This window comes from Klebsiella sp. 2019SCSN059, from assembly GCF_021739525.1.
Taxonomy (GTDB): Bacteria; Pseudomonadota; Gammaproteobacteria; order Enterobacterales; family Enterobacteriaceae; genus Klebsiella; species Klebsiella quasipneumoniae.
Window position 1 is genome coordinate 56,662 of sequence record NZ_JAKKOM010000019.1, and the last position, 16,646, is coordinate 73,307.

Consider the following 16,646-nt stretch of genomic DNA (forward strand, 5'->3'; position numbering starts at 1 on the left):
TGGAGGTCAGTAATGGCAAACCATCGTGGCGGTTCTGGCAACTTTGCTGAAGACCGTGAAAGAGCATCAGAAGCAGGACGTAAAGGTGGCCAGCATAGCGGGGGGAATTTTAAAAATGACCCTCAGCGCGCCTCAGAGGCTGGTAAAAAAGGGGGTAAAAACAGTCACGGTAGTCGTGAGAGTTAACGCGCGACTCGCACTGTTCTCTTTGATGCGGTGTTAATCTCCCCGACCCAACCGCATCGCCCTCGCCGCCGGCATCAGCCGGCGGTTTTTTTTTAGCAGTCGGAGGTTGCGCTCCCGCCGGGCCGATTGCACACTGGTCGCCCGTTAATCGTCATGGCTGTTTTATGTCTTCGTTAAAATTCTCCGTTTGCCGCCAGGAAGCGCTCCTTATCATGATCACCATGTTCTGGGGAGGGACCTTCCTTGCCGTGCAGTATGCGGTCAGCCTCAGCGGGCCGCTGTTTTTTGTCGGCCTGCGTTTCGCGACCGCCGCGCTGGCGGTGGGTCTGCTCTCGCTGCGCACCCTGCGCGGTATGACATGGCTGGAGGTGAAGGCGGGGGTGGCGATTGGCGTGGCGATTGCGCTGGGGTATGGGCTGCAGACCTGGGGACTGCAGTCGATCTCCAGCAGTAAGTCTGCCTTTATCACGGCGATGTATGTGCCGCTGGTGCCGCTGCTGCAGTGGCTGTGCCTGGGTCGTATGCCGGGGGTGATGTCCTGCGTGGGGATTGTGCTGGCCTTTATCGGTTTGATCCTGCTGGCCGGGCCGGAAAACAATCTGCTGGCGCTTGGCGTGGGGGAGATGATCACGCTGGCGAGCGCGCTGGCGATTGCCGCGGAGATTATCCTTATCAGCGCCTGGGCCGGGAAAGTGGATGTTCGGCGGGTGACGGTGGTGCAGCTGGCGACCGCGTCGCTGGTGGCTTTCGCCGCCATGAAGCCGGCCGGTGAGTCAGTGCCGCCGTTGACGCCGGCGCTGCTCGGCGTGGCGCTGGGGCTGGGCATTTTCAGCGCGATCATTCAGGTGACCATGAACTGGGCGCAGCGCAGCGTCTCGCCGACGCGGGCCACGCTGATCTATACCGGCGAACCGGTGTGGGCCGGTATTTTTGGCCGGTTGGCCGGTGAGCGTCTGCCGCTGCTGGCCCTCCTCGGCTGCGTCTTTATCCTCGCGGGAGTGCTGGTGAGCGAGCTGAAGTGGAAGCGCAAACCGCCGCCGCAGATGTCAACGAATAACGATGCGCAACCGCTCCCGGACCTGGCCGATCGTCGCGAGCCGTAATCTTTCTTTCTGTCCCGGCAGCGGCGCTTATTCTGCCAGGCAAATGGCGAGGTTCCATCAGGCCATATCCCTCAGCCGTCGTACCCGTCCTGGTGCCGGATGGCGGCATAAATGCCTTCTCCGGCCTACATAACCATTTCTATATCAGATGGTTAACTCTTATCGTAGGCCCGCGCAAGCGCAGCGCCGCCGGGCGGTCAGACTCCATACCCGCGGCGGTGCCGGATGGCGGCATAACTGCCTTATCCGGCCTACATAACCATTTCTATATCAGATGGTTAACTCTCATCGTAGGCCCGCGCAAGCGCAGCGCCGCCGGGCGATGGCATCAGGCACGGCGTCGCTTTTATGCCGGGTGGCGGTTGCGCTTTACCCGGCCTACGTTCGTACGACCTGCCGTTAATTTATTCACCATTGTTGCTGAAACTGCCGGTGCTGACGGCCTCAAAATCGCTGAGACGTTCCCGGAAGGCCGGGGCAGCCCGCATGGATGCGGGCTGAGGGCCGTGTTTTGCATGGACGCTGCCTCGGCCCGACCCGAAGCCTGCAGGGATAAGTCGAAGGGACCACGCAGTGGCGATTTTGCTGGCCGGAGCCCGGGGGTACAGGGGGCGGCGGCGACTGGCCGCCCCCTGTGCGCTCCCGGCGCCATGAGAGACATAACGCAGAAGACATATCGGGAGCGCCATCTGCCTGGATATAACCCAGAACAGCCGTTTTTCCGGGGCGAAACCGTTGCAAACCGATAACTGTATCGACTTATCCGGCCCCCACCGCTCCCTGCGCCAACGCCGCGCTAATGTGGCTTAAACCGGTGTTACCCTGGCCTCCTTCGCCTCACGCGTCCCGCGATGAAGCAGCGCGTGCAGCAGGATCGCCCCGAAGGTGGCGGTACCAATCCCGCCCAGCGTAAAGCCGCCCAGCGACAGCGCGAAATCGCCGGCGCCCAGCACCAGGGTCACAGACACCATGATCAGATTGCTGTTCTGGCTGAGGTCGACGCGGTTTTGCACCCAGATCCGCGCCCCGGCGACGGCGATCAGGCCAAAGACCACGATCGAGGCGCCGCCGATCACCGGCCCGGGAATGGTGTGGATTAATGCGCCGAATTTCGGCGAGAAGCCCAGCAGCATGGCAATCAGCGCCGCGGCGACAAACACCAGCGTCGAGTAGACCTTGGTCACCGCCATGACGCCGATGTTCTCCGCATAGGTCGTGACCCCGCTGCCGCCGACCGAGCCGGAGAGCATGGTCGCCAGACCATCGCCGACGAAGGCGCGCCCCATGTACGGATCCATATTGCGCCCGGTCATCCCGGCGACGGCCTTCAGGTGCCCGAGGTTCTCGGCCACCAGGATCACCGCGACCGGGGCAATCAACATCATCGCCTGGCCGTTAAAGGATGGGGTGGTAAAGTGCGGCAGCCCGAACCACGCCGCCTGGGCGAGGGGAGAGAAGTCCAGCGGTTTGCCGAGGCCAAAGCCGTTAGCCAGCAGGGCGTACAGCGCGCAGGCGACGATCAGGCCGACCAGGATCAGCAGACGCTGCAGCATCCCGCGGGTAAATACCGCGACTATGCCGATACAGAGCACGGTTAACACCGCCATCCAGCTGTCGAAGGCGCTGGCGGAGACGCTGCGCACGGCAATCGGCGCCAGGTTCAGGCCGATAGCCATCACCACCGCCCCGGTCACCACCGGCGGCATCAGGCGCTCGATCCAGCGGGTGCCGATCTTCATCACCACCAGACCGATCAGGGTATAGACCAGCCCGCAGGCGATGATCCCGCCAAGGGCGACGCTGAGGTGAGGGTTGAGTCCCTGGCCGTTAAAGCCGGTAATGGCGATCACCACCCCGACAAAGGCGGCGCTGGAGCCGAGATAGCTCGGTACCCGTCCGCCGGTGACGACAAAGAACAGCAGGGTGCCGACCCCCGACATCAGTATGGACAGGTTCGGGTCGAGCCCCATCAACAACGGCATCAGCACCGTCGCGCCGAACATCGCAACGGCGTGCTGCACGCCCATCACCAGCGTTTGCCCGGCCGATAAGCGTTCATCGGGCGCGACAACGCCGGATTCGGCGGCGGGGGAGGTCAGCTTCCAGCGAGGAAAATCGAAGAGTGCCATGATGATATCCCGGGTTAAAGGTTAACAAGCGGGTCGCATAAGCGTGTGATAGCCGCGGTCAAACCACATCAGACCCCGGGGTTCCGGGTGACGGGTAATGGCCACGACGTGACAAAACAGAATGTCGTGCGTGCCGACGCTGACGCGCTGGTCGATGCGGCAGTCAAAGCTGACCAGCGCCGCCTCCAGCCGCGGGCAGCCGGTGGCGCCGGTCTGCCAGTCGGCGGCGGCAAAGCGCTCGTCCATCGCCGTTTTACCGCCAAACAGCGTTGACAGCGCCTCCTGTCCCGCCGCCAGGGTATTGACGCACAGCGTGTGGTGTTCGCTGAACACCGGCCACACGGAGGCTGAGCGGTTCAGACAGACCAACAGGGTCGGCGGGGTGTCGGTCACGCTGCAGACCGCGCTGGCGGTAAAGCCCGCCCGGCCCGCCGGGCCATCGGTGGTAATAATGTTAACCGCGGCGCCGACGCGGGCCATGGCGTCACGAAAACTCTCTTTGTCCGCTAACTTCATCGCCAACTCCTTATGCCAGCAGGCAGGCTTCATCAAAGGACAGACGCGGCAGGCGGCCATACAGTTTGCCGGGGTCGCCATAGCCGATGTTCACCAGCAGGTTGCTTTTCCAGCCGTTGTCGGCGAAAAACGCTGCATCGACTTTTTCCCGATCGAAACCGGACATCGGCCCGGTGTCGAGTCCCAGCGCCCGGCAGGCGAAAATCAGATACGCCGCCTGCAGGGAGCTGTTGCGAAACGCCGTCTCTTCCGCCAGCTGCGGGCTGGAGGTGAACCAGCTGCGGGCATCGCCGTGGGGAAACAGGGTCGGTAGCCGGTCGTAAAAGGCGCTGTCCCACGCCACGATGGCGGTCACCGGCGCCTGCATGGTTTTCTGCAGATTGCCGCTGGAGAGCGTCGGGCGGAGCTTCTCTTTGCCTTCCGCGCTGCGCACGAACACGATGCGCGCCGGCGAACAGTTGGCGGAAGTCGGCCCCATTTTCATCAGGTCCCAGACTGCCTGCAGCTGCGCATCGCTCACTGGCTTATCCAGCCAGCCGTTGTGGGTCCGGGCCTGGGTAAACAGCGTCTCGCAGGCCGTCTGGTTTATCGCGTCGTTCATCGGGTCTCCCTGGCGACCGGCAGCATAGCGGCCAGCCCGTCGCGTAAAATGGTATTAAAGGTATCGGCGTCGGTGACGTTGCAGGCATGCCCGCCCCACGGCATTTCCACGCGCTGGCTGCCGGGGATCGCCGTCTGCAGCACGCGGGAGCAGGAGGCCGGGACCAGCAGGTCGTCAGCGGCGCTAACCATCAGCGTCGGGCAGGCGATGGCCGCCGCGCGACGGGAAAAATCAGCCTGCTTCAGGGCCTGCAGCCGCTTCAGCAGGTTCTCCTTGCCCTGAAAATGGCTGATGGCAAGCGCATCTTCGGCTTCGAGGCGCGGCAGGCGCGCGGCCATCCATTCCGCCGGGTAGAGAAACAGCGGCTGCGCTTCGACCCACGCCTGCGCGCCGCCGGCATGCAGCAGACGCTCGCGCACCAGGAAGCAGCGGCGGGTGTGCGGCGACAGCGACAGCCAGCCGTTGACCAGCACCAGGGCGCTCACCGCCTCGGGGCGATCGAGCGCCAGCTGCAGGCCAATCAGCGCCCCCAGCGCGTGGCCCACCAGCGCGAAGCGGGCGATCCCCGCCGCCTGCAGAGCGCTGAACAGCTCCCCGGCCATCGTCGCCATGCTGTAGTCGGCGGGCAGCGGACCGGCGTTCTCCCCGGTCCCGTTATGGTCATAACTTACCAGCTGATACTGTTCCTCCAGCGCCGCGCGCTGCGCCAGCCAGTAGCCGCCGCCGCCGCCCAGACCTGCGCTGAGGACCACCACCGGCGCGCCGGGCCATGGGGCCTGAGCAATATTGAGCCTCATCATGTCGGGGTGCCGATATGGGCGACGCTGGCGATTTCCACCAGCGCATCGGGCTTCACCAGCCCGCACTGAATGCAGAAGCGCGCGGGTTTATCGCCGGGGAAGAACTCGGCGTAAACCTCGTTAATCGCGGCGTAATTTGTCCAGTCGGTGATAAAGATGCTGTTGAAAGTCACATCCGCCATACTCCCGCCCGCCGTTTCGATAACGCACTTGATGGTCTCCAGCACGTGGCGGGTTTGCGCCTTTGGGTCGCCGATGTGCACCACATTGTTTTGCTTATCAAACGGCAGAGTGCCGGAGACGTAGATCACGCCATCGGCGAGCGTCCCCGGAACAAAGGGGGCAATCGGCGTGGTGGTGCCTGGCGGAATAATCACCTGTTTAGGCATAACGTTTCTCCTTGGCTAAAGACAGCGGGGTGGCAGGGGACAGCGCGCGGCAGAAGCTCTCGACGTCGCTGACCCAGCCGAAAAAGGTTTCTATATTGAACAGCGCCGCCTGCTGGGCGAAGGCCGGTCCGGCCTGATGGGTAGCATCCTCCAGCACCACGCCGAAGTATTCGAGGAAGAAACCATCGCGCAGCGTCGATTCGACGCAGACGTTGGTGGCGATCCCGGTGAACACCAGATGACGGATACCGCGGCTGCGCAAAATGCTGTCGAGCGGAGTGTTAAAGAAGCCGCTGTAGCGCGGTTTCGGCAACACGATGTCGCCTTCCTGCGGCGTCAGCTCGTCCACCAGCTGATAATCCCAGCCACCTTTCGCCAGCAGCTTGCCCTGCAGTTCCGGGCGCTGACGCATCGTTTTCAGCGCGTTGGACTTATGGTAGTTCGGCGAGCCCGGGCCGCCGGCTTCAACATACTGGTCATCCCAGCCGTTCTGGAACCAGATAATCAGCATGCCCGCGGCGCGGGCAGCGGCGACGGCGGTATTAATATTGTCGATAACCGGCCGGGTGGCGGAGACGTCAAATCCGGCGAGATCCAGATAACCGCCGAGGCTGGCGTAGGCGTTCTGCATATCGACAACAATCAGCGCGCTCTGCTGCGGCGGGAAGGTCAGGGATTCCGGGCGAGCGGGAAGGGTAATCATCAGGCCACCTCACGGGTAACAGGAGCAATATGGTCCCGGCAGCGCATCAGCGGCTGAATGCGTTCGCCAAAGGCGTCGATGCCGGCAAGAAAATCATCAAAGGTCAGCAGCACGCCGTCGGTGCCGGGCACGCTCGCGACTTCATCAAGCATACGGGCGACGCTGGCATACGATCCGACAAGGGTGCCCATGTTGATATTGACCGCCGAGGTGGGGTCGGCCATCTGGCGCACGTTAGTATCGCTGCCGGAGCGGGTGTCTTTCTGACTCTGCTCGGTGAGCCACGCCAGCGCTTCTTCATCGGCGCCCGCTTTGTAGTGCTCCCATTTGGCGCGCGCCGCTTCGTCGGTTTCGTCAGCGATCACCATGAACAGCACATAGGAGCCTACGTCACGGCCGGTTTTTTCCGCCGCCTGCATCATGCGCGCCGCGGTCGGCGCGAAGGCCGTTGGCGTGTTGACCCCTTTGCCAAAGCAGAAGTTATAGTCGGCGTGCTGGGCGGAGAAGGCCATGCCGGCGTCACTCTGCCCGGCGCAGATCACCTTCATCGGCTGCGAAGGGCGCGGGCTGACCCGGCAGTCGTTCATGGTGAAGTAGTCGCCTTTGAAATCGCTGCGCCCGGTGCCCCACAGGTCGCGGAGCACCTGAACGTATTCGGTGAGATAGTCATAGCGGCTGGCGAAATAGTCATCCCCCGGCCACATGCCCATCTGGTCATATTCCGGTTTTTGCCAGCCGGTCACCAGATTGACGCCAAACCGGCCGCCGGAGATGGAGTCGATGGTGGAGGCCATCCGGGCGACGATCGCCGGCGGCAGCGTGAGGGTGGCGGCGGTGGCGTAGATCTGGATCTTCGAGGTCACCGCGGCCAGGCCGGCCATCAGGGTGAAGGACTCCAGGTTGTGATCCCAGAATTCGGTTTTCCCGCCGAAGCCGCGCAGCTTGATCATGGAGAGCGCGAAGTCGAAATGGTAGTGCTCGGCTTTCTGTACGATAGCCTTATTCAGTTCGAAGGTCGGCATATACTGCGGGGCATGGGTGGAGATCAGCCAGCCGTTGTTGCCAATGGGAACGAAAACACCAATTTTCATACCTACCTCTCTACAGTCATGGAAGATGGGTTGCGGTGGCGCGGCATCCTGCCTCTCCCTGGACCACCTCGCAGAAGAGGTAAAGCAAACGCGATGCCAGTTTTATAAATACTAATGTTATTAATGTGTTGCTATTGGGTTGCTAAAAAGGACGATAAAAAAGTGGACTGGATGGTCAAAATCAGTGCACGAAAAAACGGCAGTCATGCGCAATCAGGGTGCATGGGGTCGTGTCGGCGAAGGGCTTTTGCTATGCTGGTGGCGTCAACTGAAGGAGAGGATGTATGGCACAGGGCGCGGTGAAGAAAAACGGCAAACGTTCACAAGCGGTCAGCGCCAAAAAGGAGGCCATTCTGGCCGCCGCGCTGGAGGCATTTTCGCAATTTGGTATTCACGGTACGCGACTGGAGCAGGTGGCTGAGCGCGCCGGGGTGTCGAAAACCAATCTGCTCTATTACTACCCTTCGAAAGAGGCGCTGTACGTGGCCGTTCTGCAGCAGATCCTCGCCATCTGGCTGGCGCCGCTGAAGGCCTTTCGCGAGGATATCAGCCCGCTGGTGGCGATCCGCGAGTATATTCGTCTGAAGCTGGAGGTGTCCCGCGATCACCCCCAGGCCTCGAAGCTCTTCTGCCTTGAGATGTTGCAGGGCGCGCCGCTGCTGATGGGCGAACTGACCGGGGATCTGAAAGCGCTGGTCGATGAGAAATCGGCGATTGTTTCCGGCTGGATCGACCGCGGCAAGCTGGCGCCGGTCGATCCGCAGCATTTAATCTTTATGATCTGGGCCACTACCCAGCATTACGCCGACTTCGCCACCCAGGTGGAGGCGGTCACCGGCGCCACGCTGCAGGACGCGGCCTTTTTTGAGCAAACGGTCGATAATGTCCAGCGGATGATTATCGAAGGCATTCGCGTCCGTTAATTGGCCGGCGGCAGCGGGCAGCTTTGATCGCCGTCCTCGCACTGTAGCAGCGAGGCGAGGAAAGATTCCCGCTCCACGCTCTTATCGGTCATGCACTGGCTCACCAGCATCGGCTGCATGCTGCCGCCATCGGCTCCGGACGCGAGGAAAGCGCAGTCGGCGTCGCGCAGGGCGATCCATGCCTGCTGGGCCTGCTTCAGTAATGTCTGCTGTTTACCCACCGCACGCTGCAGAGCCTGCTGCCAGGTGTCGTTCAGCTTTTTGTCGGCTGCCTGATACTGCGCGGCCGCGCACTGATTCATTTCGGTCTGGGTGTTGGCGTTGCTGCACTCGTCCGCCAGCGCCGCGCCGCTGGCCAGCAAGACCGCCGCGGCAAATAACATGCGTTTCATTGTTCTGCTCCCATAAAAAAGGCTCCCGTCCGGGAGCCTTAATTAAGCACAGCTGACGTCGGCTGTCATTAGCTGATCGCATCGCCGATTTCCCGGATGGCGGCGCACAGCGCCACCGGGGAGCCCGTCTTAGCCGATGGTCATCAGGCTGGCGTTACCGCCTGCCGCCGCGGTGTTGACGCTCAGCGAACGCTCGATGTACAACCGCTCCAGCAGCAGATTGGTTTCGCCGCGGGCGAAGCCCTGCACGGAGACAATCGCCCCGTCGCGCGCCGCCACCTGCTCGCACAGCTCGCGCAGCTGGTCGGAGTCGCCGTGATAGATAACCGCGTCGAAGGCCTGGCCAGGCAACTGATCCGCTTTGGCGAAACGGATCCGCTCGCTGACGTCCCGCGGGAGTTTCTTCGCCAGATCGCGCTGCAGGGCGCTGTCCGGCCACAGCACTTCACAACCGACCGCCAGCACAGCCGCCAGCTGGATCAGCGCATCCTGCTCATTATCCGCCACGCACAGCACGCGCTCGCGAGGCATCAGCGTCAGGGTGTTGCGCTCGCCGGTGGGTCCCGGAAGCAGGCGTTGGGTGCCGCTTTGCGCCTGCTCGCTGTACTGCTGGCACAGCGCCTGCAGCTCAGGACGGCCCGCCGCCCACTGCTGCAGCGCCTGCAGCGGTTTTTCCAGCAGCGTTTTCAGCTGGGCGTCCAGTGGACGCTCTGCATCCTGGCGGGCGAAGGTCACGCCAACCGCGCCCTGCGGACGGCTGGAGAGCAGGCGGTAAAGGTACAGCGGACCGCCGGCTTTTGGACCGGTACCGGACAACCCTTCGCCGCCGAACGGCTGCACGCCGACCACCGCGCCAACCATATTGCGGTTGACGTACAGGTTGCCCACCTTCGCGCTGCCGGTGACCTGGGCGATGGTCTCGTCGATACGGGTATGTACGCCGAGGGTCAGGCCGTAGCCGGAAGCGTTAATCTGCTCCACCAGTTTGTCCAGCTCGTTACGGTTATAGCGCACCACGTGCAGCACCGGGCCGAAGACCTCTTTTTTCAGCTCGTCGAAGCTGTCGAGTTCGATAAGCGTCGGCGGCACAAAGGTCCCGTGGTTCCATTCGCGGGCGTCTTCGCTATTCTCGCGCACCGCCTGATAGACGGTGCGGCCTTTGGCGCGCATCGTCTGAATATGGCGTTCGATATTCTCTTTCGCTTCCGCATCGATAACCGGGCCGATATCGGTGGTCAGGCGGCCGGGATTTCCCATCCGGCACTCGCTCATCGCGCCGCGCAGCATGGTTAAGGTGTGGTCGGCTACCTCTTCCTGCAGGCAGAGGACGCGCAGGGCGGAGCAGCGCTGACCGGCGCTGTCGAACGCGGAAGCCAGGACGTCGATCACCACCTGCTCGGTAAGCGCCGACGAGTCGACGATCATCGCGTTCATCCCGCCGGTTTCGGCGATCAGCGGCGTTGGGCGTCCCTGAGCGTCGAGGCGGCTGGCGATATTGCGTTGCAGCAGGGTGGCCACTTCGGTGGAGCCGGTGAACATCACGCCGCGCACGCGCTCATCGGATGTCAGCGCGGCGCCGACGGTTTCCCCGCGGCCCGGCAGCAGCTGGATCACCCCTGGCGGCACGCCGGCTTCCAGCAGGATCGCCACGCCCTGAGCGGCGATAAGCGGCGTCTGCTCCGCCGGTTTCGCCAGCACGCTGTTGCCGGCCGCCAGCGCGGCGGCAATCTGCCCGGTGAAGATCGCCAGCGGGAAGTTCCATGGGCTGATGCAGACCACCGGACCCAGCGGACGGTGGGTTTCATTATCGAAATCGTCGCGCACCTGACCGGCGTAGTAGTGGAGGAAGTCAACGGCTTCGCGCACTTCGGCGATGGCGTTGCTGAAGGTTTTACCCGCTTCGCGCACCAGGATCCCCATCAGGGTCGGCATCTGGCTTTCCATCAGCACCGCGGCGCGCTCAAGAATGGCGGCGCGCTCCTGCGGCGGGGTGGCGAACCAGATGGGCGCGTTATTGATAGCGCTGGTCAGCGCCTGCTGCACTTCGTCATCGCTGGCTTCGCGGACGTAACCGACGATATCCTTCGGCTCCGCCGGGTTGACCACCGGCTGCATCTCGCCTTCGGCCACCGGCTGCTCCAGCATCGGCAATGCCTGCCATTTATGCAGGGCGCTGTTGAGCAGGGAAGAGGAGAGGGAGGCCAGACGATGCTCGTTAGCCAGATCCAGACCGGCGGAGTTGCTCCGGCCGCTGCCGTAGAGATCGCGCGGCAGCGGAATTTTCGGGTGCGACAGACCGGCCTGGCCTTCCTGCTGCGCCAGTTTTTCCACCGCGCTGACCGGGTCGGCCACCAGCTCGTCCAGCGGCAGGGTATTGTCCGCGATACGGTTGACGAAGGAGGTATTGGCGCCATTCTCCAGCAGACGACGCACCAGATACGCCAGCAGCGTCTCGTGGGTGCCCACCGGAGCGTAGATCCGGCACGGCCGGTTCAGTTTGCCGTCGGCGACTTTGCCCACCACCTGCTCGTACAGCGGTTCGCCCATGCCGTGCAGGCACTGGAACTCATACTGGCCAGGGTAGTAGTTCTGGCCCGCCAGCTGGTAGATAGCCGCCAGAGTATGGGCGTTGTGAGTGGCGAACTGCGGATAAATCAGGTTCGGCACCGCCAGCAGCTTTTTCGCGCAGGCGAGATAGGAGACGTCGGTGTAAACCTTGCGGGTGTAGACCGGATAGCCTTCGAGACCTTCCATCTGCGCGCGTTTGATTTCGCTGTCCCAGTAGGCGCCTTTCACCAGACGGATCATCAGGCGACGACGGCTGCGGGTGGCGAGATCGATCAGCGCGTCGATGACGAACGGGCAGCGCTTCTGGTAGGCCTGAATAACAAAACCGATGCCGTTCCAGCCCGCCAGCTCCGGCTCGAAGCACAGTTTTTCCAGCAGGTCGAGGGAGATCTCGAGACGGTCGGCCTCTTCAGCATCGATGTTAATGCCAATGTCATACTGGCGCGCCAGCAGGGTCAGCGATTTCAGACGCGGATAGAGCTCTTCCATCACCCGGTCATACTGGGCGCGGCTATAGCGCGGGTGCAGAGCCGAGAGCTTAATGGAGATGCCCGGGCCTTCATAAATGCCGCGGCCGTTGGAAGCTTTGCCGATGGCATGGATCGCCTGCTGATAAGAGACCATATAGGCCTGGGCGTCGGCGGCGGTCAGGGCCGCTTCGCCGAGCATATCGTAGGAGTAGCGGAAACCTTTATCTTCCAGCTTGCGGGCGTTAGCCAGCGCTTCGGCGATGGTTTCCCCGGTGACGAACTGCTCGCCCATCAGGCGCATCGCCATATCCACGCCCTTGCGGATCAGCGGTTCGCCGCTCTTGCCGATGATGCGGTTCAGCGAGCGTGAGAGGCTGGTTTCGTTGTGGGTGGAGACCAGTTTGCCGGTGAACAGCAGCCCCCAGGTGGCGGCATTGACGAACAGCGACGGGCTGCGGCCGATATGCGACTGCCAGTTGCCGTTGCTGATTTTGTCGCGGATCAGCGCATCGCGGGTGGCTTTATCCGGAATACGCAGCAGGGCTTCCGCCAGGCACATCAGCGCCACCCCTTCCTGTGAGGAGAGGGAGAACTCCTGCAGCAGACTCTGCACCATGCCGGCGCGGCCGCTGGCGGTCTTCTGGTTGCGCAGTTTTTCCGCCAGCTGATACGCCAGCTTATGCGCCTGCTCGCCCAGCGGCTGCGGCAGTCGGGCCTGCTCCAGCAGCATCGGCACCGCGTCGGTTTCCGGGCGACGCCAGGCGGCGGTGATCGCCGCGCGGCTTACCGACTGCGGCAGGATCTGCTCGGCGAATTCGAGGAACGGCTGATACGGCTCTTCCGCCGGGGAACCCGCTTCATCGCTTTCATTGGCGGCCCCGGAGAGCAGCGCCGGCAGTTCGGGCAGCGTTTCGTCGTTCTCCAGCTTTTCCAGATAGTTGAAGATGGCCTGCTTAATCAGCCAGTGCGGCGTGCGGTCAATGCGGCTCGCGGCGGATTTAATGCGCTCGCGGGTTGCGTCGTCAAGCTTAACACCCATGGTGGTGGTGCCCATGCTCAAAACTCCTGTCATTTATCGTTAGGCTTATGCGGTTGCCTGGAAATATCCACTATGTTGCAACTTTGTGCAACCTTGTTAATTGAGGCGTGTGACGAAAGCCGTGAAATGGCGGATTTGTTAAAAATAGTGCCTAAAATAGCAGAATTTTAACCCCGGGCTCATAGGGTATTTGTATGCGTGAGTTAACACTTTTGTTTGGTGCAACCTTTAAAAACGTGAGAGAGTGCAACCTCTCGCAAATTGACGTTTTGCGCCGTCGGTTTTTCGTGTAAATGCTGTGTTAAATCGTTTGTGAAAAACCGAAGCTTCCGTCAGGATACGGTCGCCCAATTAAACAATGCGCCATTACCCCGTTCCGGTAGTGGAAAAAAACGACGAAGTTGGACGCTGTCGATAAAAATTCTGGAGACTTTGCATGGCTATTAGCACACCGATGCTGGTGACATTTATTATTTATATTCTTGGTATGGTATTGATAGGGTTTATTGCCTGGCGTTCGACCAAAAACTTTGATGATTATATTCTCGGGGGACGCAGTCTGGGGCCATTTGTGACCGCGCTTTCCGCCGGCGCCTCGGACATGAGCGGCTGGCTGCTGATGGGCCTGCCGGGCGCCATTTTCCTCTCCGGGATTTCCGAAAGCTGGATCGCCATCGGCTTAACGCTGGGGGCGTGGGTTAACTGGAAGCTGGTAGCCGGGCGCCTGCGCGTGCATACCGAGGTGAATAATAACGCCCTGACGCTGCCCGATTATTTTACCGGCCGTTTTGAAGATAAAAGCCGGGTGCTGAGAATTATTTCAGCGCTGGTTATTCTGCTGTTCTTTACCATCTATTGCGCCTCGGGAATTGTGGCGGGGGCGCGTCTGTTTGAAAGCACCTTCGGCATGAGTTATGAAACCGCGCTGTGGGCCGGCGCGGCGGCGACGATTATCTATACCTTTGTCGGCGGCTTCCTCGCCGTCAGCTGGACGGATACCGTGCAGGCCAGCCTGATGATTTTCGCGCTGATCCTCACCCCGGTGATCGTGATTTTTTCCGTAGGCGGCTTTGGCGATTCGCTGGAAGTCATTAAGCAAAAGAGCATCGAAAATATCGACATGCTGAAAGGGCTGAATTTCGTGGCGATTATTTCGCTGATGGGCTGGGGGCTGGGTTATTTCGGTCAGCCGCATATTCTGGCGCGCTTTATGGCGGCGGATTCGCACCACAGCATCGTCCACGCGCGTCGCATTAGTATGACCTGGATGATCCTCTGCCTCGCCGGGGCGGTGGCCGTCGGCTTCTTTGGTATCGCCTACTTCAATAGCAACCCGAGCCTGGCGGGCGCGGTTAACCAGAACGCCGAGCGCGTGTTTATCGAACTGGCGCAAATCCTGTTTAACCCATGGATTGCCGGGATCCTGCTGTCGGCGATTCTGGCGGCGGTGATGTCCACTCTGAGCTGTCAGCTGCTGGTCTGCTCCAGCGCGATTACCGAAGACCTGTATAAAGCCTTCCTGCGTAAAAACGCCGGTCAGAAAGAGCTGGTGTGGGTGGGCCGGATGATGGTGCTGGTGGTTGCCCTGGTGGCGATTGCCCTGGCGGCCAATCCGGAAAACCGCGTGCTGGGTCTGGTGAGCTATGCCTGGGCCGGTTTCGGCGCCGCCTTTGGTCCGGTGGTGCTGTTCTCGGTGATGTGGTCGCGCATGACCCGTAACGGCGCGCTGGCCGGGATGGTGATTGGCGCCCTGACCGTGATCGTCTGGAAGCAGTTTGGCTGGCTGGGCCTGTATGAAATTATTCCGGGCTTTGTCTTCGGCAGCATCGGGATCGTGGTCTTTAGCCTGCTGGATAAAGCGCCGTCGGCCAGCATGCAGCAGCGCTTCGCCGAAGCGGATGCCCACTACCATACGCCGCCGCCGGTACGCGCCACGGCTGAGTAAGATCAACTGATGTTCACGAGCCCGCCGCTGGCGGGCTTTTTTTTGCCTGTTGCCGGGCCGGAATATTATAACCCTTGCTAATTATTTGAAAATCCGCTGATATTTCCTGACTAATAACAATGAGGATAGCAAAGATGACGTTCAGACAGGGTGCAATGGCGCTGGTGCTGGCAGGGTTACTCAGCGGCTGCGCGGCGGGTGGAAGTTCGTCGACCAGCGCGCCGAAGCCCGGCGCCTGCCCGGCGGATCAGTCCATGGTGCAAACCACGCTTTACTTCGGCCTGAGCCGCCCGGCGGGGAAAGACATCACCCCTGATGAGTGGCAACAGTTTGTCGACCGCGACATCACGCCGCGTTTTCGCGACGGGCTGACGGTGTTTGACGCTCGCGGCCAGTGGCTGGGCCAGAATGGACAGGTGGTGCGGGAGCAGAGTAAGGCGCTGATGGTGATCCATGGCAACGACGCGCAGAGCGAGGCCGGTATTGAGGCGCTGCGCCAGGGCTATAAATCACGGTTCGCGCAGGAGTCGGTGATGCGTGTCGACCAGCCGGTCTGCGTACAGTTCTGAGTTAACGGCGGGGGCAGCCCCGCCGTTTGTCTTACAGCACCAGCCCGGCGAAGCTGGCCGAAAGCAGGCTCACCAGCGTGGCGCTATACACCAGCCGCAGGCCGAAGCGGGAGACGATATTGCCCTGCGGTTCATTCAGGCCTTTGATCGCTCCGGCGATAATGCCGATCGAGGCAAAGTTGGCAAACGACACCAGAAAGACCGAGAGAATGCCGAGCCCGCGCGGCGTCATGCTGGCGGCAATCTTTTGCAGCTCAATCATCGCCACAAATTCGTTCGCGACCAGCTTGGTGGCCATGATGCTGCCGGCGTTCAGCGCATCGCTCAGCGGAATGCCGATAAGCCAGGCCAGCGGATAGAAGACGTAGCCGAGGATCTGCTGGAAGCTGAGGCCAAACAGGGTAGCGAACAGCGCGTTAATGGCGCTGATCAGCGCGATAAAGCCGATCAGCATCGCCAGAATAATCATCGCCACCTTAAAGCCGGCCAGAATATATTCCCCGAGCATTTCAAAGAAACTCTGCGATTCATGCAGCTTCTCCAGCTTTATTTCCTGCTCGCTGCCCGGCCGCGTCGGGTTAATCACCGACAGCACGATAAAGGTGCTGAACATATTCAGGATCAGCGCCGCGACGACATATTTGGCGTCCAGCATGGTCATATAGGCGCCGACGATCGACAGCGATACGGTCGACATGGCCGTCGCCGCCATGGTGAACAGACGCCGCGAGGAGAGGTCGCCCAGCACGCCTTTGTAGGCGATGAAGTTTTCTGACTGGCCGAGGATCAGTGAGCTGACGGCGTTAAAAGATTCCAGCTTACCCATGCCGTTGACCTTCGACAGCAGGGTGCCAATGATGCGAATAAAAATCGGCAGGATCCGCCAGTGCTGGAGAATACCAATCAGCGCGGAAATAAACACAATCGGACACAGGACGCCAAGGAAAATAAAGGCTAAGCCTTTTTCGCTCATGCCGCCAAAGACGAAATTGGTCCCTTCGGCGGCAAAGCCTAATAGCGAAGCAAAAAAGCCGGAGATATTTTTCACCAGCCACAGGCCGCTTTCGGCGTGCAGGAAAAAGAAAGCGAGCGCTATTTCGATAATAATCAACTGGAGAATATAACGAATACGAATTTTTTGTCTGTCATAGCTGACAAGCCAGGCCAGGGCGAGGATCACCGCCAGCGCCAGCAGGAAATGAAAAAATGCAGTCATGTTGTT

The 16,646-nt window shown here is 61.2% G+C and carries 15 protein-coding genes; 5 read left to right on the plus strand and 10 right to left on the minus strand.

The genetic code is table 11. The features are described from left to right. Positions 1–12: 12 nt before the first annotated feature. Both L2I46_RS18590 and L2I46_RS18595 read left to right on the plus strand, forming a co-directional pair. A complete protein-coding gene (locus L2I46_RS18590; RefSeq protein WP_002898708.1) occupies positions 13–186 on the plus strand; it encodes a general stress protein in 174 nt (57 codons plus the stop codon). A gap of 164 nt (positions 187–350) precedes the next feature. Next, positions 351–1,289 carry a DMT family transporter gene (locus L2I46_RS18595; protein WP_236948133.1) on the plus strand — a complete coding sequence of 313 codons (939 nt, stop codon included), beginning with the start codon at positions 351–353 and terminating at the stop codon, positions 1,287–1,289. Between the two features lie 806 nt (positions 1,290–2,095). Here L2I46_RS18595 and rutG read toward each other — a convergent pair. Genes rutG through rutA form a run of 7 tightly spaced genes read right to left on the minus strand, consistent with a single transcriptional unit; the run spans position 2,096 to position 7,518 of the window. After that, entirely contained in the window at positions 2,096–3,418 is a 1,323-nt protein-coding gene (gene rutG / locus L2I46_RS18600; protein ID WP_008805937.1) for a pyrimidine utilization transport protein G, read from the minus strand. 21 nt (positions 3,419–3,439) lie between these two features. Beyond that, positions 3,440–3,934, minus strand: a complete 495-nt coding sequence (rutF, locus tag L2I46_RS18605) for an NADH-dependent FMN reductase RutF (RefSeq protein ID WP_023289097.1) — start codon at positions 3,932–3,934, stop codon at positions 3,440–3,442. Positions 3,935–3,944: 10 nt separating this feature from the next. Further along, positions 3,945–4,535, minus strand: a complete 591-nt coding sequence (locus L2I46_RS18610; protein WP_017901103.1) for a malonic semialdehyde reductase — start codon at positions 4,533–4,535, stop codon at positions 3,945–3,947. Next, positions 4,532–5,335, minus strand: a complete 804-nt coding sequence (rutD, locus tag L2I46_RS18615; protein WP_085550671.1) for a pyrimidine utilization protein D — start codon at positions 5,333–5,335, stop codon at positions 4,532–4,534. Before rutD ends, L2I46_RS18610 begins: the two co-directional genes overlap by 4 nt. Continuing rightward, positions 5,332–5,724, minus strand: coding sequence for a pyrimidine utilization protein C (gene rutC, locus L2I46_RS18620; protein ID WP_032455320.1), 393 nt, complete (start codon positions 5,722–5,724; stop codon positions 5,332–5,334). The genes rutD and rutC overlap by 4 nt, the downstream gene beginning before the upstream one ends. Then, positions 5,717–6,427 (minus strand): pyrimidine utilization protein B, encoded by a 711-nt coding sequence (gene rutB, locus L2I46_RS18625; protein WP_086076567.1) that lies wholly within the window; start codon positions 6,425–6,427, stop codon positions 5,717–5,719. The genes rutC and rutB overlap by 8 nt, the downstream gene beginning before the upstream one ends. After that, positions 6,427–7,518, minus strand: coding sequence for a pyrimidine utilization protein A (gene rutA, locus L2I46_RS18630; RefSeq protein WP_004204507.1), 1,092 nt, complete (start codon positions 7,516–7,518; stop codon positions 6,427–6,429). Before rutA ends, rutB begins: the two co-directional genes overlap by 1 nt. A gap of 284 nt (positions 7,519–7,802) precedes the next feature. On the opposite strand from rutA, the gene rutR reads away from it, so the two are divergent. Then, the gene (gene rutR / locus L2I46_RS18635) at positions 7,803–8,441 is read left to right on the plus strand and encodes an HTH-type transcriptional regulator RutR (protein WP_004204508.1); all 639 of its coding nucleotides are present in this window, start codon (positions 7,803–7,805) and stop codon (positions 8,439–8,441) included. Here rutR and L2I46_RS18640 read toward each other — a convergent pair. Beyond that, complete coding sequence (locus L2I46_RS18640) at positions 8,438–8,833, minus strand: lysozyme inhibitor LprI family protein (protein WP_072420444.1); 396 nt, start codon at positions 8,831–8,833, stop codon at positions 8,438–8,440. The genes rutR and L2I46_RS18640 overlap by 4 nt on opposite strands. 129 nt (positions 8,834–8,962) lie before the next feature. Then, positions 8,963–12,925, minus strand: coding sequence for a trifunctional transcriptional regulator/proline dehydrogenase/L-glutamate gamma-semialdehyde dehydrogenase (putA, locus tag L2I46_RS18645; protein WP_194859429.1), 3,963 nt, complete (start codon positions 12,923–12,925; stop codon positions 8,963–8,965). Positions 12,926–13,346: 421 nt separating this feature from the next. On the opposite strand from putA, the gene putP reads away from it, so the two are divergent. Both putP and L2I46_RS18655 read left to right on the plus strand, forming a co-directional pair. Continuing rightward, entirely contained in the window at positions 13,347–14,855 is a 1,509-nt protein-coding gene (putP, locus tag L2I46_RS18650) for a sodium/proline symporter PutP (protein WP_236948134.1), read from the plus strand. 134 nt (positions 14,856–14,989) lie between these two features. Further along, positions 14,990–15,424, plus strand: a complete 435-nt coding sequence (locus L2I46_RS18655) for a DUF3574 domain-containing protein (protein WP_236948135.1) — start codon at positions 14,990–14,992, stop codon at positions 15,422–15,424. Between the two features lie 31 nt (positions 15,425–15,455). Here the strand turns inward: L2I46_RS18655 and L2I46_RS18660 are convergent, their stop codons facing one another. Next, the gene (locus L2I46_RS18660) at positions 15,456–16,640 is read right to left on the minus strand and encodes a NupC/NupG family nucleoside CNT transporter (RefSeq protein WP_101861929.1); all 1,185 of its coding nucleotides are present in this window, start codon (positions 16,638–16,640) and stop codon (positions 15,456–15,458) included. Positions 16,641–16,646 lie beyond the last annotated feature (6 nt).